The following is an 18,792-nucleotide window of genomic DNA, read 5'->3' as shown; positions in this document are numbered from 1 at the left end:
CCGCAGCTTTTTGGAGGGGGTATCGATGAAGTATGGACCGCTCGGCCGCTCGGGCCTGATCGTCAGCCGGATCTGTCTCGGCGGAAATTCGTGGGGCGCCAAGGGCCGGCGGGGCTGGGGCAAGTTCGACGAGTCGGAAGCACCGGCCTATTTCAAGCGGGCGCTCGACGTCGGCATCACCTTCTTCGATACCGCCGACACCTACAATTTCGGCCGCTCCGAGGAGATCATGGGCGCCACGCTCATGAAGATGGCCCGGCGCGAGGACTTCGTGCTGTCGACCAAGGTCGGCATCCGCATGAGCGAGAACCAGAACGATGTCGGCACCGGCCGCAAGCATCTGATGGCCTCGGTCGACGCCCAGCTCAAGCGCCTGCAGACCGACTATATCGACGTCTACCAGGTCCATCGCCTCGACCCGCACACGCCGATCGAGGAGACCATGTACTCGCTCGACCAGATCGTGCGCTCGGGCAAGGTCCGCTACATCGGCGGCTCGACCATGCCGGCCTACAAGTTCGCGCAGATGCTCATGATCGCCGACTGGAAGGGCTACGCCCGGCCGATTGCCATGCAGAACCTCTACAACCTGATTCAGCGCGAGGAGGAGCCTGAGATGAACCGGCTCTGTCACGAGCAGGGCGTCGGCCTCATCCCCTATTCACCTCTGGCGCGCGGCTTCCTTGCCGGCAACCGCAACAAGGACGGTGGCGGCACCACCGAACGGGCGAAGAACGATACAGTCGTCAAGGACGGCACCTATCGCGACTGCGACTGGGAGATCGTCGAGAGGTTGAAGAAGATCGCGAACGGGAAGGGCTGCACGCCGGCCCAGGCGGCGCTCGCCTGGCTGCTGCACAAGCCCTACATGGGCTCGCCGATCATCGGTGCCACCGATCTCGACCAGCTGACGTCGGCCGCCAAGTCGACCGAAATCGCGCTCACGCCTGAGGAGTGCAAGGAGCTCGAGGCGCCCTATCAGTTCCGGGTTTCGCCGGTCAACTGAGCCCGCCGGCCGATTGCGGCGGAGAACCAGAAGGCCAGCAGCGGCAGCACGATGGCGGCCGCCCAGAAGACGGGCGGCGCTCCCCAGCGGTCGACGATCGGGGCGGCGATGGGCACGCCGATCGCCTGGCCCACGAACAGGCACAGCGCGAACAACGCCATGCCGGCGCCGCGGGCCTCCGGCGCCATCTGGGTGCCGTTGGTCTGCAGCGTGTTGTGGAACATGTAGAACGACACGCCCGACAGGACGATGGCGGCGAACTCGACCTCGGCGGTCGGCGCCAGCGCCATGGCGGCGAAGGCGATGCCGAGGCCCGTTCCGCCCCAGGTGCAGAGGCCGCGCTCGCCCAGGATGCGCACGAGATGGTGCGCCATCATGACATAGAGAAAGCCGCCGGCGCCGAAGGCGGCAACGGCGAGCCCGATGGCGGCGAAGCCCAGGTCGAAGCGCTGGTGCAGGTCGGCGCCGACGAAGGTGAAGGCGCCCCAGAAGACGCCGCCTTCCAGCGCCACGACGAGGATCACGGTCATCGCCCAAGGCCGCTTGAGGACGCGGATCATCTGGCCGATCATGGAGCCTGCCGCCCGCTCGCCCGGGCGGGCGATGTCGGGCCGGGCGCGCATGACGGCGAACAGCGCGCCGCCGGCCAGGATGTAGATCGCGGCCAGGACCCAGAAGACCGAACGCCAGCCGAGCCAGTCGCCGATGGCGCCGCCCAGGGCCGATCCGGTCATCAGGCCGAGCGTCTGGCCGGTGAGGAAGCGGGCCAGGGTCGCCTGGCGCTTCTCGTAACTCACATTGTCGCCGACCCAGGCGATGGCCAGCGGGATGATCGCCGAGCCGGTCACGCCCGTCAGGAAGCGCGCCAGGGTGAGCATTCCGAGCGACGCCGAGACGGCGCTCAGCATGCAGCACAAGGCGGCGCCGATGCACGCAATGGCGACGACGGGCATCTTGCCGTAGCGGTCGCCGAACGGGCCGTGCACCAGCACGAAGACGCCATTGGCAAACAGGAAGGCGGTGGCCGCGATCGAGGCCGCGCCGACGGTGACGCCGAAGGCGGCAGAGAGCTGCACCAGAAGCGGGTCGATCACGCGCATGTTGGCGGCCGACGCGAAGGCGGCAACCGACAGCAGCACGATGGCGATCGTCGGGGCAGCAGGCGGGAGGCTGGCGGGGGAGGGCCGCAGCGGGGCGGCGGGGGAAGGCATCGGTTGCGGGCTTAGCGGCTCGGTCGTGCAAAATAAAGGTCTCTCGGCGGGACCCAGCAATGACCTATGGTGGTGGGATGATGGAAGAGCTCCTCGTTCTCGCCCGCGACCCGAATGCCTGGGCCGCGCTCGCGACCCTCATTGTCATGGAAGTCGTGCTGGGCATCGACAACCTGATCTTCATCTCCATCCTGACCAACAAGCTGCCGGAGGAGAAGCGGTCCAGGACCCGGCGCATCGGCATCGGGCTGGCGGTGTTCCTCCGCCTTGGCCTGCTGGGCAGCGTTGCCTTCATCGTCCAACTCACCTCGCCGCTCTTTTCACTGTTCGGGCATGGGTTTTCCTGGCGGGACCTCATCCTGATCGGCGGCGGCCTGTTCCTGATCTACAAGGCGACCAGCGAGATCAGAGACCATGTCGCGGCAGAGCATGAGGACGAGGAGGTTTCGGTCGGCTCCGCCGTGCGCGTCACCGTGGCGGGCGTAATCGGCCAGATCCTGATTCTCGACCTGGTCTTTTCACTCGACAGCATCATCACTGCCGTCGGCATGACCGACGATATTCCGGTCATGGTGATCGCCGTCGTCGTGGCGGTCGGCCTCATGCTGGCCGCGGCCGACGGACTGGCGCGATTCATCGGCAACAATCCGACCATCGTGATGCTGGCGCTGGGCTTCCTGCTGATGATCGGCATGACTCTGATCGCCGATGGCATGGGCGTGCACGTGCCCAAGGGCTACATCTACGCCGCGATGGCGTTCTCCGGGCTGGTCGAGGGGCTGAACATGCTGGCGCGTCGCGCGCAGAGCAAACGTCCATTGCGCAAGCGCCCACGCTGACGCACTGACAAGGGACGGGGGCGCGGGCTAAGCTTCCGTCATGAAGCTCAAGGATCAGGTGGCCATCGTCACCGGCGCGGCAAGCGGCATCGGCGCCGCGACCGCGCGGCTGTTCGCAACCGAAGGCGCGAAGGTGGCGCTGGTCGATCTCGACGAGGCGGGGTTGGCGAAAGTCGCCAGCGAGATCGGCGGCGAGACTCTCGTCATCCCGGCCGACGTCAGCAACAACGACCAGGCGCGTGCCGGCGTGGCAAAGGTCCTCGACAAATGGGGCCGCGTTGACGTGCTGGTCACAGCGGCCGGCGCCTCGTTCGGCGGCACCGTCGACAAGGTTGACGAGGCGACCTGGGATCGCACCTTCGCGATCAATGTGAAGGGCACCTTTCTCTGGGTCCATCACGCCATCCAGCCGATGCTCGCGGCAAAATCGGGCGCCATCGTCACCCTGGGCTCGCAGCTGGCGCAGTCGAGCCTTGGCACCAACGTGGCCTACATCGCCTCCAAGGGCGCGATCGTCTCCTTCACCAAGACCGTCGCCGTCGATCATGCGGCACAGGGCATTCGCATCAATGCGCTGATGCCGGGAGTCATCGACACGCCGATGCCGGCGCGCTCGCTGAAGCGGCAGCCCGATCCCGAAGCTGCCCGCGCCTTCTGGAAGGTGCGTCATCCCATGGGCCGCATCGGACAGCCGGAGGAAGTCGCCAAGGCCGCGCTCTTCCTCGCTTCGTCCGATTCATCCTTCACCACGGGATCGCTGCTGTTCGTCGATGGCGGCTGGACGGCCCACTGACATGCCGAAGAAGCTCACCCCCGAACAGGTCGAAGCCTATGAGCGTGACGGCTATGTCTGTCCGGTCGACGCGTTCTCGACCGAGCGTACGCGGGCATGGCGCGACAGACTCGAGGACTTCGAGCGCGCCCAGGGCCAGAAGCTGACGCGCGGCCACAATTTCAAGCCGCATCTTCTCTTTCCCTGGGTCGACGAGATCGTGCATTCCCCCGAGGTGCTCGATGCGGTCGAGGATCTGATCGGTCCCGACATCCGCCTGTTCCATCTCAGCGTCTGGCCCAAGGACGCGGGCTCCGGCGCCTATGTCAGCTGGCATCAGGACGCGACCTACTTCGCGCTGGAACCCGCCTGCCACGTCACCGCCTGGGTGGCCCTCTCCGACGCGCCGGTCGAGGCGGGCTGCATGGAGGTCGTGCCGGGATCGCACAAGCTCGGCCAGCTGCCGCACGCGGAGATGCAGGACCCCGAGAACCTTCTGTCGCGCGGGCAGGAACTGGCGGGCGACTTCGATCGCAGCCGGACGGCGTTCATGCCGGTGAAGGCCGGCCAGTTCTCGCTGCACCACACGCATCTCGTGCACAATTCGCGGCCCAACCGCTCGAACGACCGGCGGATCGGGCTCGGCATCAGCTACATCCCGACCTCGGCGCGTTGCACGTCGTCGACGCGGGTCAGCGCCATGCTGGTGCGTGGCGAGGACAGATATGGGCATTTCGACGATGAGCGGCGGCCGCTGCAGGAAGCCGGACCCGAGGAGCGGGCCTTCCATGCCGAGGCGGTCGACCGGTTCCGGCGAATGAACACCGAGCAGACCGACAACAAGATTGCGGTCGTCAAGAGGTAGGAATGCACACGATCAAGCTGCCGTATCACGACCGCTATCCCTATTCGCCGATCACCGAGCGCAAGGACTATTCGTGGCCCGAGGGCAAGCGGCTCGCGGTCTATCTCGGCCTCAACATCGAGCACTTCGCGTTCGGCGCGGGCGAGGGGCATCTCCTCACCGTCGCCAATCCACCGCCTGATCCGCGCACCTTCGCGTGGCGCGACTATGGAAACCGGGTCGGCGTGTGGCGCCTGCTGGAAATGTTCGACGAACTCAACCTGCCCGCCGCGCACCTGATCAACACGACGGTGTTCGACTATGCGCCGCAGATCGTCGACGCGCTGAAGGCCCGCGGCGACGAGTTCATTGGCCATGGCCGCACCAATGCCGAGCGCCATGGCGGCATGTGGGAGGCCGACGAGAAGCGCTTCCTGCAGGAGATCAGCGATTCGATTGAGAAGGCCTCGGGCAAGCGGCCGCGCGGTTGGATGGCGCCGTGGATGGCTTCGACGCGCGTTACGCCCGATCTGCTCAAGGAGACCGGTTACGACTTCCTGATGGACTGGCCCAACGACGACCAGCCGATCTGGATGAAGACCCGCTCGGGTCCGCTGATGAGCGTGCCTTATCCGATCGAGGTCAACGACAGCCCGCAGGTCCTTGTGCGCCATCACAGCGGCGAGGAGTTCCGCGACATGATCATCGGCCAGTTCGAGGAGCTGCTGCGGCAGTCGGCGAAGCAGCCGCTGGTCTGCGGCATCGCGCTCCATACGATGATCGTGGGCCAGCCCTACCGGCTGCGGGCGCTGCGCGAGGCGCTGCAGCACATCGTGAACCATCCGCAGAAGGACAAGGTCTGGTTCACGCGGCCGAGCGACATCTACGATCATTGCGCCGCGCTCCCGAAGGGCACGATGGTACTGCCACCGGCCTAGGCTTCTAGTCGGGGTGCACCGAGACGCCGAGCCGTTCGAGAAGCTCCGTCTGCTGGCTTTCGCCGATCATCAGCCCCGAGTAGCCGGACAACACGGCCAGGTTCAGCCCGGAAATCGTCGAGCCGCGAAAGTCCGCGCGGGCCAGATTGGCCCGCTCCCACTCGGCCTTGTCGAGAGTGCAGTCGCGCATGATTGCGTCGGTGAGATTGACGTCGAAGAAGGCCGTGTCGAGGAACTTGCAGGTCAGGAACTCGCAGCTTTCGAGCGACACACCTGAGAAGTCGGTGAAGGTGAAGTTGCAGGCCTCGAAACGCCCCCGGGTGACGATCACCCTCTTCGAGATTGCTTTGGCGAAGGTGGAGGCGTGGAAGCGCACGCCCCGGAAGCTGCATTCCCGAGCCCGGAAATCATGCATGTCGCAGCGTTCGAAGGTGCTGACCGAGAAATTGCACTTTTCCGACTCGACGTCCCGCAGATCGCAGAAGGCGAAGGTGCTTCCCTTCTTCCGGTCGGCGTCAAAGAAGTTGGTGCCCTGAAATCGGGCGCCAGGGAACTTGCAGCTTGCGAACCGACCCGGCGAAAAGCGGCAGCCCTTGAACTGCGCTCCGGAGAAATCGGCGCCACGGACGGCCGGCAGATCGAAGAGGCAATCGGTGAACAGGCATTCCGTCAGGTCGATGTCGTCGAGCGTGACGGCGGAGGTGAAGGCCTCGGTCTCGAAGGAGCGGCCCGTCTTCAGCCGCGCGTTCAGGTCGTCCTGGCAAAGGGGCTTCTGCGTGGGATCGGTGTTCGCCATAGGCGTGCCCTTGCTTCGAGGTCTATCCTTGCCACGGGAGTGGCTACCCACGGACCACCGATGTACCGATGCCCGGAGACCCTGTCGATGAAATCTGCCCCCCTCGCCGGATGGCTGGCCCAGGCAGGTCTGCGCAACATGCCGCTGGAGGAGCTGGTCGACGGCTTCGGCCGACGTCTCAACGAGGCCGGCCTTGAGGTTCAACGGATGTTCGTCGGTATGAACACGCTGCATCCCCTGATCCGGGCGCGCAGCCTGATCTGGGATGCGGCGGAGGGCGTCAACCAGCATTTCGAAATCGCTCATTCCGAGATCGACTCGATGCAAGTCCGCAACAGCCCGTTCGCGGTGATGCTGCGCGACGGTATCGCCGAACGACGCTGTCGTTTCGACACGAATCAAGCGTTGCCGGACGTCCCGGTGTTCGAGGAATTGCGCACCACCGGCATGACCGAATGGATCGGCTGGGTGCAGCCGTTCGGCGAATTGTCGCCGCAGGTCGGCAGCCCGACCGAGGTCGAGCACGCCGAGCGCCTGTGGCTCGTCTTCTCCGCCTCGACGAATCGGTCCGGCGGCTTTCGTGACGAGGATGTTGCTTGTCTGCGCGAGGTGCTGCCGGTTTTCGCCGTCGCGGTGAAGGCCACGAGTCTGCGCGGGATCGGTCATGGCCTGCTGGCGGCCTATCTCGGCAACGACCCGGCGAGCCGCGTGCTCTCCGGCACCGTGCTGCGCGGCGAGGCACAGAGTGTCGAGGCCGTGGTGCTCCTCACCGACCTCAGGGGCTTCACGGCGCTCGCCGACACGATGCCCGGCCGTGAGCTGATCGCGCTGCTCGACGACTACTTCAGCTGCATGGTTCGGCCGGTGGTCACACGCGACGGCGAGGTCCTGAAGTTCATGGGGGACGGGATGCTGGCGGCCTTCGGCGTGATCCTCCACGATCGCGCCGAGGTCTGCGCCGCGGCGCTCGCGGCGGCGGAAGAGGTGCTGGCCCGCGTCGATGCGCTGAACGTGGAGCGGCGAGCCGCCGGCCAACCCGCGACGGCGCTCGACATCTCCCTGCATATCGGCCGCGTGCTCTACGGCAATGTCGGCTCCGACACGCGGCTCGATTTCACGGTGATCGGGCCCGCGGTCAACGAGGCCTCGCGCATCGAGGCGCTGTGCGAGCCGCTGGGCCAGGCGCTGCTGATGTCGCAAGCCTTCGCCGAAGCGGCGGCCGCAAGCCGGGATCGGCTCGTCTCACTGGGCCGCCATCGCCTGCGCGGCGTCCGCGAGGACACGGAGCTGTTCGGCCTCGCCGGCACGCCACCAATGTCATCCTGAGCGCAGCGAAGGATCTCGCGCCGGCCACGCAGTCCTTTGGTCGATTCGCCAGGTCCTTCGCTGCGCTTAGGACGACAGGGTGTTTGGCTCAGCGGCCGTAAACCGCGCTCTCGAAGGCGTGGAAGAGCGGCAGCGACTTCACGTCGGCGAAGGGCAGGATCTGGGTCATGTAGACGCCGCCCAGGCGCTTCTTGCGGTCGATCCAATAGTAGGTGTTCGGCAGGCCGGCCCAGGAGAGGCTGCCGGCCGAGCGGCCGGTCGGGGCTTCTTCGTTGTTGATCATGAAGCTCAGGCCCCATTGCTTGGGGAGACCGGGGAAGAACTCGGCATCGTTCGACAGGGCCGGCATCACGGTCTTGAGCAAGGAGACCGTCGAGTCGCCCATCGCGTTGGCCGCCATCGCATCGACCGTCTCGGGCTTCATCACGACGTCGCCACGCGCCGACCTGCCGTCGTTCAGCACCATGCGCACGAACTTCAGGTAGTCGTTGGCCGTCGAGTAGAGCCCGCCGCCGCCCGCCTCGAATTCGGGATCCTGCGGGACTTCGCGTTTCAGGTCGGCGACCAGGCTGCCGTCGGCCTTGCGGTGATGGACGCGGGCCAGGCGGGCGCGCATCGCCGGGGTGAGGCGGAAGCCGGTGCTGTCCATGCCCAGGGGGCCGAACAGATTGTCGTGCATCACCTGGCCGAGCTTCTTGCCGGTTACGGCCTCGACCATCTTGCCGGCCCAGTCGATGCCGATTCCGTATTGCCAGCGCGCGCCGGGGTCGAACAACAGGGGCGTCGTCAGTGACGTGTCGAGCCCGGTGCCGATGGTCGGCACGTCCATGACCTCGCGATACCGCAGGATTTCCGGGTTCCAGATGTCGTAGCCGAAGCCCGCGGTATGCGTCAGCAGATGACGCAGCGTGATGTCGCGCGCGGGCTTGCGCAGGCGCGGCTCGCCTGCCGCATCGAAGCCTTCCAGCACCTTTACTTCGCCGAGATAGCGGATCACGTCCTTCGCCGGCGCATCGAGTTTCAGGGTGCCGCGTTCGACCTGCTGCAGGGCGACCGCGCCGGTCACCGCCTTGGTCATGGACGCGATCCACAAGACGGTGTCGGGGGTCATGTCGGAATCCTGGCCCAGGATCGCCTTGCCGAAGCCGCCCTCGTAGATCGTGCCGTTGCCGTCGGTCGCGACGGCCGCGACGCCGGGCACGTCGCCGCGCTGTACCGCTTCGCTCAGGAGCGTGTCGATGCGCGCCTTCATGATTTCACTCCTGCAAGGCCAACCGTGTCGAGCGCGAAGGCATAGCCTATCGCCACCTCGTCGAGGCGGGAGAAACGGCCCGACGCGCCGCCATGACCCGCACCCATGTTGGTGTGCAGGATGACCGGCCCCCCGCCCGTCATGGTCGCGCGCAGCCGCGCCACCCACTTGGCGGGCTCCCAGTAGGTGACACGCGGGTCGGTCAGGCCGGCCATCGCCAGGATCGCCGGATAGTGCTGCGCCGTCACATTGTCGTAGGGCGAGTAGGAGCGGATGTAATTGAAGGCCGCCGCGTCGGTGATCGGATTGCCCCATTCGGGCCATTCCGGCGGGGTGAGCGGCAGCTTGTCGTCGAGCATGGTCGCCAGCACGTCCACGAAGGGTACTTCGGCGAGGATGCCGGCAAACAGGTCGGGCGCCCGGTTGGCGACCGCGCCCATCAGCATGCCGCCGGCGCTGCCGCCGTGGCCCACGATGCGTCCGGCCGACGTGTATTGGGCCTGGATCAAGGCACGACCGGCCGCGACGAAATCGTCGAACGTGTTGGTTTTCTTCTCGCGCTTGCCGTCGAGATACCACGACCAGCCCTTGTCGGAGCCGCCGCGGATATGGGCGATGGCATAGACGAAACCGCGATCGACCAGCGACAGGCGGTTGGCCGAGAAGGACGCGGGCATCGCCATGCCGTAGGAGCCGTAGCCGTAGAGGAGCAGCGGTGCGCGGCCGTCGAGTACAAGGTCGCGACGATGCAGGATCGACACCGGCACCTCGGCGCCGTCGTGCGCAATCGCCGTGATGCGCGTCGTGACATAGGCGGCGGGATCGTGACCGGACGGAATCTCCTGGCGCTTGCGCAAGGTCCGCTGCCGCGTCGCCATGTCGTAGTCGTAGACTTCGCCCGGCGTCGTCATCGACGAATAGGCGAAACGCAGGGTCGTCGTGTCGAACTCGTACCCGCCGATCATGTCGAGCGAGTAGGCGGTCTCGTCGAAGGCGATCTTATGCTCGGCGCCGGTCGCCAGATCACGGATCACGATCGAGGGCAGGGCGTTGGAGCGCTCCAGTCTGACAAGATGCCCGGCATAGAGATCGACGCCCAGGATGTACGTGCCTGGCCGGTGGGGCACCAGTTCGCGCCAGTTGGCGCGCTCGGGAGCGGCGAGCGGCGCGGTGACGATCTTGAAATCGGTGGCGCCGCCCTCGTTGGTGAGGATGAACAGCTCGTCGCCGCGATCGGCGACACTGTAGCGCACGCCCTTTTCGCGCGGCGCGATCAGGCGTGGCTCGGCGTCGGAGCTCGAGAGATCGATCAGCCGTTCCTCGGTCGTGTCGTGGTCGCCGCCCGAGATGACGCAGAAGCGGCCGCTGGCGCTTTCGCCGATGCGGGTGAACCAGCCGGTGTCCTTCTCCTCGTACACGAGGACGTCGTCGGCCTGGGCCGTGCCCAGCCTGTGTCGGTAGACCTTCAGCGGACGATGATTGTCGTCGACCTGGACGTAGAAGAAGAACGAGGAATCGCGGCCCCAGACGACGATGCCGCTCGTCTCCGTCAGAATATCCGGTAGGTCCTCTGCGGTATCCCAGCGCCGGATGCGCAGGGTGAAGTATTCCGAGCCGCGCAGGTCGGCGCTCCACGCCTCGAGCCGGTGGTCTGGCGAATGCCGCGTGCCGCCGAACTTGAAGTACTCCGACGTCCTGGCCAGCGCGTCGCCGTCGAGGATCGTCTGCATCTCGCCGCCGTCGCGCGGCGTCCGGCCGATCTGCTGGTGCTGGCCGCCTTCGCGGAACTTCCAGAGATAGGAAAACGGCCCGTCCGGCGTGGGCACGCTCGAATCGTCTTCCTTGATGCGGCCGCGCATCTCCGCGACCAGCGTCTTCTGAAGCGCCTGCGTAGGGCCGAGCCTCTCCTCGGCATAGGTGTTCTCGGCCTCGACATAGGCGCGGATCTCGGGATCGAGCAGGGACGGGTCGCGCAGCACCTCCTGCCACTTCTCGTCCTTCAGCCACGCATAGTCGTCGGTGATCGTGACGCCGTGCAGGGTGCGGCGCGACGGGTGTCGCGGCGCGATCGGTGGCTTCATGGGGAACTCGCAGAGGTTAGTAGTTTCCGGCCTTTGCGGGCGCCTTGGCCGGCGCCGCGGGCTTATCGCCCAGCAGGCCGCGCATCTCGGCGCCCTTGGTGTCCCACCAGTCGGCGAGGATGCGGACGTCCCAGCCGATGCAGAAATGCTTCACGCCCATGTCCAGATACTTGGCGGCCTGGCTGGGATCGCGCAGCTCGACGCGGGGATGCAGGCCCTTCTTCAGCGCCGTCTCGATCGTCTTCTTCTCGGCCGCCACTACGTCGGGGTGGTTGGCCTGGCCGGTCAGGCCGATGCTCATGGAAAAGTCCGAGGCGCCGAACTGCACCATGTCGAGGCCCGGCACGTCGAGGATGCGGTCGAGATCGTCCACGCAGGACTTCTTCTCCACCATGATGGCGATCACCACCTCGTTCAGCGCATCGACATAGGCGGGCGAGCCGCCGGTGCGCACCGTCCCGACGTCGCGGCGCATCCCGACGCCGAGGCGCCCGCGGCCGCGCGCGCCCTGGGCCATCGTGGTTTCCGCGCGGACCGCGTCGACTGCGGCCTTGGCATCCTCAACCGAGCGGATGTCGGCGAACAGCACACTCTGGAAGCCCGAGCCGATCGCCCGCATGGCCTGGTGCGTGTACTGGGTCTGCTCGATCTTGATCATGCCCGACATGCCCATCAGCTCGAACGAGCGGCCGAGATTGTCGAGGTCGTGCATGGTGAAGGGCGCGTACTCGGCGGTGAATTCCACATAGTCGTACTGTTTGGAATGGCCGATCAGCTCCACCAGCGTCGGCCACGCCGACAGGATGTGCGTGCCGAGAGTGGGCTTGCCCTCGTTCAGGCGTTCGCGAAGCGGATTGCGGCTCATCTTGTTCCCCCAGGGTGGTCGTTCGGGCTAGTGTGGCACCTTGTGCAGGGGGAGTTCCATGTTTCCGACGAGAGATAAGCTGACAATCTGCTTCGCGCATGCGGCATACCAGATGAAGGCGCGGTTCGATGCCCGGAATACCGGCATCAACAGCTTCCAGGTGCGCAGCTACGACGAGTTCGTGCAGAGGGTCGGCGAGGCCGATGTCGTCTCGGCCTCGGGCATGTGGAAGAACGACATCATCCCCCACGCCACGAAGCTGAAGTTCGTCCAGTCCATCAGCTCCGGCATGGACCAGTATTCAAAGGAGTTGCTGGGCGCCAAGGGCATTCGCCTGGCAAGCGCCGCCGGCGTCAACGCCCGCGCCGTGGCCGAACACGCGCTGGCCCTGATCCTCGCGGTCTTCCGCCGGCTGCCCGAGGCGCGCGACAACCAGCACAAGAAGGTGTGGCGGGGCATGCTGGGCGACCTAACCCAGCGCGAGGACGAGCTGGGCGGAAAGACACTGTTGATCGTCGGCATGGGCCGGATCGGCAGCCATCTCGCCAAGCTCGCCAAGGCCTTCGACATGAAGGTGATCGGCATCCGCCGCGATCCCAAGGCCGGAACGAATGGGGCCGACGAAATCCATGCCATGGACGACCTGGTGAAGCTCGTCCCACAAGCCGACATCGTGGCGCTGACCTGCGCGCTGACGCCCGAGACCACCGGCCTGATGAGTGCAGCCGCTTTCGCGGCCATGAAGCCGTCATCGGTCTTCGTGAACGTCGCTCGCGGCAAGGTCGCTGATGAGGCGGCGCTGATTGGCACCATGCAAGGCAACAAGATCTGGGCGGCGGCACTGGACGTCACCGCCGAGGAACCGCTGCCGGCGGCATCGCCCCTCTGGACGATGCCAAATGTCTTCATCACCCCGCATACGGCCGGCGAAACCCGTGCCTATGAAGACAACGTCATCGACATCCTGATCGAAAACCTCGACCGCCTGTGGCGGGGCGAGACAACGCTCCGCAACCAGGTTCTGTAGGCCGAGGCTCCAAGCCTGCGTTCAAGAAGGACGCGCTAGTCCTTGTCCTTCTTGTTGTTGTTGTTCCGCTGAGGCTGCGGCTGCTGTTGTTGCGGCTCGGCCTTCGGCGGCTGGGCAATCTGCTGCTGCTGCGGGGCCGGCGCACGCGTCTCCCGATCCTTGGGAGCCTGCTGCTGTTGTGGCTGAGGCTGCGGGCGCTGGGGCTGAGCCTGCTGCGGCGGCTGTTGCGGCTCGGCCCGCGGCTGCGGGGCCGGAGCGGCCTGCCGAGGCGCTTCCTGACGGGGGGCAGCCTCAGGCTTGGGCGCTTGCTGCGGCGCGGCCTGGCGGGGCGCCTCCTGACGGGGAGCAGCCTCGGATTTCGGCGCGGGCTGCGGAGCAGCCTCCCGGGGCTCTTCCTGTCGCGACTGGGGAGTGGCGGCAGGTGCCCGCTGCGGCGCGGCCTGTTTCGGCTCATCCTGCTTCGGCTGCGGCGCCCCGTTCGGCTTCTGCTGATCGGGTACCGCCTGCTTGCGCTCTTCCTGACGGGATTGCGGCTCGGCCGACTTCTCGGTGGCGGGAGCGGCCTGCTTCGGCTCGTCACGCTTGGTGTCATCGCGCTTTGACGGCGACGGATCAGGCGTGGCCAGGGCGGGCTTCGGGGGCGCTGGGGCGGCCTCCTTCTGCGACGGCGCTGCCACCTTGCCAGGCTCCTGTTTCGCCGGTTCCGGCTTTCCCGACTCCTGCTTGGCCTGCTCGGGGGCCGCCTTGTCCGTCTCCTTGAGGGCGGGCGGGGCAGCGCCCTGACGCGGCTGCAGGGGCGGTGCCGTCGGCTTGGCCGTCTTGCCATCGGCCTTGTCGCCGGTCGCCGCCTTGCTGTCGGTCGAGGCGATCTTCGGACCCGGGGCGACAGGCTTCTTCTCGCCTTCGGCCGCCTTGGGCTTGGCCAGGGTCTGCATGTCCGCCACGGCGGTCTTGGCTACCGAAGCCTCAGGCCCCTTGGCCTGCGCGTCCGCCTGGCCCTTGGGCCCGGCCGCCGACTTGTCGTCGGTCGGCCGCGCGTTGGCCTTGCCATCGGCCACGGTGGCGATGGAAGCGGTCGGGGCCGGCGGTGCGGAGATGGGCGCAACGGCCGCCTTCGCGATCTGATCGGCCGTGACCTTCAGGGCGGCGCGCTGGACGGGCTGCGAGCGAACGAAGGCCTGCGACGGCACGATCGTCGCGAAACGCTGGTTCGCCAGCACGGGATTCTGGCCCGCGACGAAAGCCTCGCGGCGTTGCGCACGCTCCCAACGTTCCTGGAGTTCGCGATCCTGGATGCGCGCGGCGCGGTTGATGCGCTGATAGTAGTCGCGATTGGTCGAATAGGGCGGGACGTAGACCTCGCGCGGTCCGAGGGGGAACCAGCCTACCGGTCCGGCATTGCGGCCCTGGTTGCCGAGCTGCGCTGCCAATTCGAGGCCGCCCACGAAGGCGACCAGCGCCGGCGCGTAGACCGGGCGCTCCTCCCGCTGCGGCGGGACCCAGACCCAGCGGTTGTTGCTGTTGGCCCAGCGGCCATAGTGATAGGGCGCGAAGCCCCAAGGCTGTTCGTCGATCCAGGTCCAGCCCCACGGCTTCACGTAGGACCAGTGGCCGGTGCGATAGGGTGCCCAATCGGCCGGGGTGGAGCGAGGTACCCAGACCTGGCCGTAACTGCCGTCGTTCACCCAGTTGCCGTAGCCGTTGAGGTCCTCGTAGCCGGTCATGCCGGCCGGCAGGTATTGCGGCTGCTGGTCGTACACCACCTGCCGGTCGCGGGCCGCCCACGAGGCGGCCGGGGCTGGCGGGGCCGCTCTCACGGTCTTGAGCTGCATCGATGAGCCGTCGCCGTAGACTTCGCCGACTTCACCCGGCCGCACCGCCAGAGTCTGGCCGTTCAGGCCCTGAATCTGGGCCGCGCCCGCGCGCACGCCGAGGCGCGTCGGGTCCTGCTGGGAGCCCGCCTCGACATAGTAGTCACCCTGCTGCTGCAGCGTGATCGTCCCGCGTGGCGTCACGATCTCGTAGGGCTGCGTGGCCTCCATCTGCGTGGTTGTCTTCACATCGACCCGGCCCTGCGCCAGTTGCAGGCGGACCTGCCGGTCGTCGATCTGCGTCATGTCGAGCTCGGTGGACCCGTCCATGCGGATGCGCGTGCCGGCGAGCGACACTTCGCTGCGGGAATTGGGCTCGGTCCACAGGGCGTCGCCGGTCGTCAGGGGCGTGTTGACGACAGCCTTGCTCCAGCCATTCTCCTCGTCATCGTGGAACGAAACCGTGCCCTCGACATAAGCGAGACGCCCGACGCGGCCCGGCGGGTCGTTTTGAGTCTGCGCGAAGACGGTGCAGGTGATCAGGGAAGCTCCGACGAAACCGGCCAGAACCTTCATCGTCGTGCGTCCAAACACTTCGCCCATACGGGACCTCCTGCTAGGCTAGGTCTCGTGAACGCCCAGCCGCTATCGCGGTTGCGCGCGTGGAGAGAAACACAGGGGGAGAGAAGATGAGCGTCGCCGACCCGCACCGCGTCGTCCTGACCGGCGAGAACCCGTTCCTTCGCCTCAGCGAGAAGGACGGCGATCCCAATTCGACCGATGCCAGCTACTGGCGGATCCTGTTCTGCCCGGCGGGCCCCGGGAACGTGCTCTACCTGAAGAGCGAGCTGACGCACGGCCACTGGCGAATCTATTCCGACAACATCGCCATGGCGCGCTGGCTGCAACAGACCGTGCAGGGAATGCTCAATCCGGAGCTGAAGGACCTGTCGATTCCAGTGATCGACGCCGACTTCAGCAAGTCGGGCGACCCGCGCTACTTCTGGACCGAGTATGTCTCGGCGGCCGACGCCGAGATCGCGCTCACCTGGCACGATATCGGCGATCCTCTGCTGATCCACACCGAGCCCAACCAGGAGCCGAACCCGCGGCCCTACGGCGTCTGCACCGTGCTTGTCCCCGCGCTGTCCGGCCGGCTCACGCTGAACGGCCAGCAGGCCCGCGGCAAGCCCTGGCCGCGCGAGCGCGAAGGCCGCCCCTTCAGCACATCGGCATTGGCCTTCTCGGAGAGCTGGACGGAGCCGCGGTAACGCTTCAGGCGGCGCTCTGCACCATCGGGCGGAAGGTACCCTTTTCGGTGCCGCAGTCAGGGCATTGCCAGGTCGTTGGCAAGGCTGAAAAGGACGTGCCGGGCGGAAAGCCTTGCTGCGGCAGGCCCTGGGCCTCCTCGTAGACATAGTAGCAGCCCCGGCAGATGAAGCGCCGCTCGGGCGGCGAAGGCGCGGGCACCGGCGCGGCCCCTTGTTGGTGTGGATGGCCGAGCGGCACGGTCACCGGGGCGCCGACGCTGATGCTGCCTGTCTTGCGCGTAACCAGATAGACGCCCAGGTCCTTGTGGCCGAACGCGGTCCGCAAAGAGGTCGGAATATCGAGGTCGCGACGGCCATTCTGCGGATTGACGTTGGTCGCGCCGCATCGTCCGTTCCGCCGATCCACGCGCATCACGGCATCGCCGACGACGATGTCTCGCCCGATCCACTCGAATTCCTCCCAGGGCTGGAGGCCGTCGATGTAGATGTTGGCGCGAAAGCGCAGCGGATCGACCTCGACTCCCCACTGCTCTTCGAGGGCACGAACGGTCGCGAGATTGATCAACGATATGATCTTGTCCGGCTTGTCCATGAAATGGCCGCCTGTCTCGGCGCGCACCAGCCGTGGCGTGCCGTTCAGGGTGGGCACGAGCTGCTGGAAAAATGCCTCGACGTCGTTGCGCCCTTTCTCGCTGGCGAGATTGACGGCGAGGAGCTGCCGGCTGCCTTCCCGAATGGTGAAATCGAGCGTCTCGACGTCGAGATGCGTGCGCACCCGGGCCAGCGCCTCGTCGAGCATCAGCATCACGAACAGGCCCTTCTTGGCCCATTTGGTGACGTGCCCATCGATCGGGCTGCGGGGCCGCGCCAGCGCGAACATCCGGTCGTGGGGGAAAGCATGCCCGGCCTGGAGGACCACGTCGGTCACGCGCTGGGGGCTGAGGCCCTTGATCGGATAGCGGTAGATGTTGCTCACGACGGGCATCGGAATTCGGCTCTTGATTGGATCGTCCGAGCCCGAGCTTGCCCGAGGGGCGACTGGCCGACGTAGAGCCGGCTGTTGCGGAAAACGAGGAGCCAGATGGCCGGTCGCAGTGGACGCCGCAGGCAGGTCGACGCTCGGTAGTTCGAGGGCATCGTCGATCGCCTCGGAGAGGCGCGCGATCCCCTGCTCGATCTGGCGCGGCATGAGAGCCGCGTAGCCCAACAGGACGCCTCGGCGCGCGAGATCGGAATCGGTGGCGTCGTAGGCGCCGCCTCCTGCCATCGAGTAGACGCCGACCCGCGCGCGACGCGCGATCTCTTCGAGGACAGGCGCGTCCGGTACACCAACCGGCAGCCGCCAGAGAAGGTGCAGACCGGTCGATGCGCCGCTGATTTCGGCACCGCCGAATTGCCGCCGCAAGGCCAGGAGCAGAGCGTCGCGGCTTTCCTTGTAGCGGACCCGGATGCGCGCGAGATGGGCGGCATAGCTGCCGCTGCGGATCATCTCGGCAAGGGCGGCCTGGTCGAGCCAGGAATTGCCGTTGTTCAGCAGCGCCTTGGCGTTGCGCACCGCGACGGCGAGCGGCTCCGGCACGACGAGGTAACCGAGGCGAAGTCCGGCGCCGAGCGACTTCGAGAACGTGCCCAGGTAAAGGGTGCAATCGGGTGCCAGCGAAGCGATCGACGGCAGCGGCGAGCCTTCGTAGCAGAAATCACCGTCGCAATCGTCCTCGAGAATGTAGCACCCGGTGCGGCGCGCCCAGGCGATCAGGGCATGACGCCGTTCGAGCGACATGACATGGCCGGTCGGATATTGATGCGATGGTGTCACGAAGACGAGAGCCGCTGGGAACTGCGGCAGCGCATCGGTGACAATGCCCTCCGAATCGACGGGAACGCCGATGACCTGTGCGCCATGGGCTTCGAGGGCGAAGCGGGCGCCCTGATAGCAGGGATCCTCGATCACGCTGACCGTGCCGGGGCTCAGGAACAGGCGAGCTGCAAGGCTGATGCCTTCCTGCACGCCGCCGGTCACGACGACCCGATTGACGTCCGCGACGATGCCGCGCGCAGCCGCGACATGGCCCGCGATCGCCGTGCGCAGGACCGCGAGACCGGCGGGATCGGCATACTGCGACAGGCCCGTGGCGCCGCCATGAGACAGGCTCGCCTGAAGGAGACGGCGCCACGTCTTGAGCGGGAACAGTCCGACGCTGGGCCGGCCGGGGAAGAAATCGACGGCCAGCCGGTTGCGGTTCTTGGCCACCAGGTCTTGCGCGCGGATCGGCACCGAGGGGAGCGGCATCGGGGAGAGGCCGCTCATATCGGCTGCGAATGCTGTCCTGGCGACCGTCCGTGGCGTGTGCTCGGGCGGATGGCTTGCTGCGAACATGCCGGAGGCCCGGCGCCCTTCGACGTAGCTCTCGATCATCAGCCATTCGTAGGCGCGGACCACGGTGTTGCGCGACACATCGAGTTGGGCCGCGAGTTTGCGCGAGGACGGCATGCGGGCGCCGGGCGCGATGCGGCGTTGCACGATGGCGTCGCGGAGTTGCTCAACGATTTGCGCAGCCAGCGTGGCCGGCCGGGAGCGATCGAGAAGCAGCGGGATTTGCATCCTCGAGGGCTTGCAGAAGAGGTGCCAAGGCCAGCGCTGCCGATCGGTCCAGTTGATCAAAAGTCGAGGCGTCCAGAAGCGCAACTGGCCCTGTCCTGGTGGCGCAATCTGGAGCCATCGTACCCGCGCGCACGGCCAGTACGCCCAATAA

15 protein-coding genes are annotated in these 18,792 nt (G+C 66.7%); 8 read left to right on the top strand and 7 right to left on the bottom strand.

Going from position 1 to position 18,792, the window contains the following annotated elements:
* Positions 1–25 precede the first annotated feature (25 nt).
* On the top strand, positions 26–1,006 hold the full coding sequence (locus ACP15H_RS18235) for an aldo/keto reductase (RefSeq protein WP_425067571.1): 981 nt from the start codon (positions 26–28) through the stop codon (positions 1,004–1,006).
* Here the strand turns inward: ACP15H_RS18235 and ACP15H_RS18230 are convergent.
* Positions 979–2,217: an MFS transporter gene (locus tag ACP15H_RS18230; protein WP_425067570.1), complete on the bottom strand. Its 1,239-nt coding sequence runs from the start codon at positions 2,215–2,217 to the stop codon at positions 979–981. The genes ACP15H_RS18235 and ACP15H_RS18230 overlap by 28 nt on opposite strands.
* 80 nt (positions 2,218–2,297) lie before the next feature.
* Between ACP15H_RS18230 and ACP15H_RS18225 the strand changes: the two genes are divergently transcribed.
* Genes ACP15H_RS18225 through ACP15H_RS18210 form a run of 4 tightly spaced genes read left to right on the top strand, consistent with a single transcriptional unit; the run spans position 2,298 to position 5,610 of the window.
* Positions 2,298–3,056 carry a TerC family protein gene (locus ACP15H_RS18225; protein WP_425069925.1) on the top strand — a complete coding sequence of 253 codons (759 nt, stop codon included), beginning with the start codon at positions 2,298–2,300 and terminating at the stop codon, positions 3,054–3,056.
* A 40-nt stretch (positions 3,057–3,096) separates the two neighbouring features.
* Entirely contained in the window at positions 3,097–3,849 is a 753-nt protein-coding gene (locus ACP15H_RS18220) for an SDR family oxidoreductase (protein ID WP_425067569.1), read from the top strand.
* Position 3,850: 1 nt separating this feature from the next.
* A complete protein-coding gene (locus ACP15H_RS18215) occupies positions 3,851–4,693 on the top strand; it encodes a phytanoyl-CoA dioxygenase family protein (RefSeq protein WP_425067568.1) in 843 nt (280 codons plus the stop codon).
* Positions 4,694–4,695: 2 nt separating this feature from the next.
* Positions 4,696–5,610, top strand: coding sequence for a polysaccharide deacetylase family protein (locus tag ACP15H_RS18210; protein ID WP_425067567.1), 915 nt, complete (start codon positions 4,696–4,698; stop codon positions 5,608–5,610).
* 4 nt (positions 5,611–5,614) lie between these two features.
* On the opposite strand, the gene ACP15H_RS18205 is transcribed toward ACP15H_RS18210, so the two are convergent.
* On the bottom strand, positions 5,615–6,406 hold the full coding sequence (locus ACP15H_RS18205; RefSeq protein ID WP_425067566.1) for a pentapeptide repeat-containing protein: 792 nt from the start codon (positions 6,404–6,406) through the stop codon (positions 5,615–5,617).
* A gap of 87 nt (positions 6,407–6,493) precedes the next feature.
* On the opposite strand from ACP15H_RS18205, the gene ACP15H_RS18200 reads away from it, so the two are divergent.
* Complete coding sequence (locus tag ACP15H_RS18200; RefSeq protein WP_425067565.1) at positions 6,494–7,732, top strand: adenylate/guanylate cyclase domain-containing protein; 1,239 nt, start codon at positions 6,494–6,496, stop codon at positions 7,730–7,732.
* An 88-nt stretch (positions 7,733–7,820) separates the two neighbouring features.
* Here ACP15H_RS18200 and ACP15H_RS18195 read toward each other — a convergent pair whose 3' ends face one another.
* From ACP15H_RS18195 to ACP15H_RS18185, 3 genes are read right to left on the bottom strand one after another with little or no spacing between them, the layout of a single operon-like run.
* Positions 7,821–8,984 carry a serine hydrolase domain-containing protein gene (locus tag ACP15H_RS18195; RefSeq protein ID WP_425067564.1) on the bottom strand — a complete coding sequence of 388 codons (1,164 nt, stop codon included), beginning with the start codon at positions 8,982–8,984 and terminating at the stop codon, positions 7,821–7,823.
* A complete protein-coding gene (locus ACP15H_RS18190; RefSeq protein WP_425067563.1) occupies positions 8,981–11,065 on the bottom strand; it encodes a S9 family peptidase in 2,085 nt (694 codons plus the stop codon). The genes ACP15H_RS18195 and ACP15H_RS18190 overlap by 4 nt, the downstream gene beginning before the upstream one ends.
* A gap of 16 nt (positions 11,066–11,081) precedes the next feature.
* A complete protein-coding gene (locus ACP15H_RS18185; RefSeq protein ID WP_425067562.1) occupies positions 11,082–11,930 on the bottom strand; it encodes an HpcH/HpaI aldolase family protein in 849 nt (282 codons plus the stop codon).
* Positions 11,931–12,042: 112 nt separating this feature from the next.
* Between ACP15H_RS18185 and ACP15H_RS18180 the strand changes: the two genes are divergently transcribed.
* Entirely contained in the window at positions 12,043–12,957 is a 915-nt protein-coding gene (locus ACP15H_RS18180; RefSeq protein ID WP_425067561.1) for a D-2-hydroxyacid dehydrogenase, read from the top strand.
* A 35-nt stretch (positions 12,958–12,992) separates the two neighbouring features.
* On the opposite strand, the gene ACP15H_RS18175 is transcribed toward ACP15H_RS18180, so the two are convergent.
* Positions 12,993–15,371, bottom strand: a complete 2,379-nt coding sequence (locus tag ACP15H_RS18175) for a DUF6600 domain-containing protein (RefSeq protein ID WP_425067560.1) — start codon at positions 15,369–15,371, stop codon at positions 12,993–12,995.
* Between the two features lie 86 nt (positions 15,372–15,457).
* Between ACP15H_RS18175 and ACP15H_RS18170 the strand changes: the two genes are divergently transcribed.
* Positions 15,458–16,039: a hypothetical protein gene (locus ACP15H_RS18170; protein WP_425067559.1), complete on the top strand. Its 582-nt coding sequence runs from the start codon at positions 15,458–15,460 to the stop codon at positions 16,037–16,039.
* 4 nt (positions 16,040–16,043) lie between these two features.
* Here ACP15H_RS18170 and ACP15H_RS18165 read toward each other — a convergent pair whose 3' ends face one another.
* Positions 16,044–18,641: an aminotransferase class I/II-fold pyridoxal phosphate-dependent enzyme gene (locus tag ACP15H_RS18165; protein ID WP_425067558.1), complete on the bottom strand. Its 2,598-nt coding sequence runs from the start codon at positions 18,639–18,641 to the stop codon at positions 16,044–16,046.
* Positions 18,642–18,792: the final 151 nt, after the last annotated feature.

Origin of the sequence: Reyranella sp. (genome assembly GCF_965249915.1) — a bacterium.
Taxonomy (GTDB): domain Bacteria; phylum Pseudomonadota; class Alphaproteobacteria; order Reyranellales; family Reyranellaceae; genus Reyranella.
Note: the sequence above shows the minus strand (reverse complement) of the source record. Positions and strands in the feature narration are given on the sequence as shown.

Bases quoted from the DNA above. Each gene is read 5' to 3' on its own strand.
- ACP15H_RS18190 (WP_425067563.1), bottom strand. From the start codon at position 11,065: ATGAAGCCACCGATCGCGCCGCGACACCCGTCGCGCCGCACCCTGCAC.
- ACP15H_RS18195 (WP_425067564.1), bottom strand. From the start codon at position 8,984: ATGAAGGCGCGCATCGACACGCTCCTGAGCGAAGCGGTACAGCGCGGC.
- ACP15H_RS18205 (WP_425067566.1), bottom strand. From the start codon at position 6,406: ATGGCGAACACCGATCCCACGCAGAAGCCCCTTTGCCAGGACGACCTG.
- ACP15H_RS18175 (WP_425067560.1), bottom strand. From the start codon at position 15,371: ATGGGCGAAGTGTTTGGACGCACGACGATGAAGGTTCTGGCCGGTTTC.
- ACP15H_RS18180 (WP_425067561.1), top strand. From the start codon at position 12,043: ATGAAGGCGCGGTTCGATGCCCGGAATACCGGCATCAACAGCTTCCAG.
- ACP15H_RS18165 (WP_425067558.1), bottom strand. From the start codon at position 18,641: ATGCAAATCCCGCTGCTTCTCGATCGCTCCCGGCCGGCCACGCTGGCT.
- ACP15H_RS18210 (WP_425067567.1), top strand. From the start codon at position 4,696: ATGCACACGATCAAGCTGCCGTATCACGACCGCTATCCCTATTCGCCG.
- ACP15H_RS18235 (WP_425067571.1), top strand. From the start codon at position 26: ATGAAGTATGGACCGCTCGGCCGCTCGGGCCTGATCGTCAGCCGGATC.
- ACP15H_RS18230 (WP_425067570.1), bottom strand. From the start codon at position 2,217: ATGCCTTCCCCCGCCGCCCCGCTGCGGCCCTCCCCCGCCAGCCTCCCG.
- ACP15H_RS18225 (WP_425069925.1), top strand. From the start codon at position 2,298: ATGGAAGAGCTCCTCGTTCTCGCCCGCGACCCGAATGCCTGGGCCGCG.
- ACP15H_RS18220 (WP_425067569.1), top strand. From the start codon at position 3,097: ATGAAGCTCAAGGATCAGGTGGCCATCGTCACCGGCGCGGCAAGCGGC.
- ACP15H_RS18200 (WP_425067565.1), top strand. From the start codon at position 6,494: ATGAAATCTGCCCCCCTCGCCGGATGGCTGGCCCAGGCAGGTCTGCGC.
- ACP15H_RS18185 (WP_425067562.1), bottom strand. From the start codon at position 11,930: ATGAGCCGCAATCCGCTTCGCGAACGCCTGAACGAGGGCAAGCCCACT.
- ACP15H_RS18170 (WP_425067559.1), top strand. From the start codon at position 15,458: ATGAGCGTCGCCGACCCGCACCGCGTCGTCCTGACCGGCGAGAACCCG.
- ACP15H_RS18215 (WP_425067568.1), top strand. From the start codon at position 3,851: ATGCCGAAGAAGCTCACCCCCGAACAGGTCGAAGCCTATGAGCGTGAC.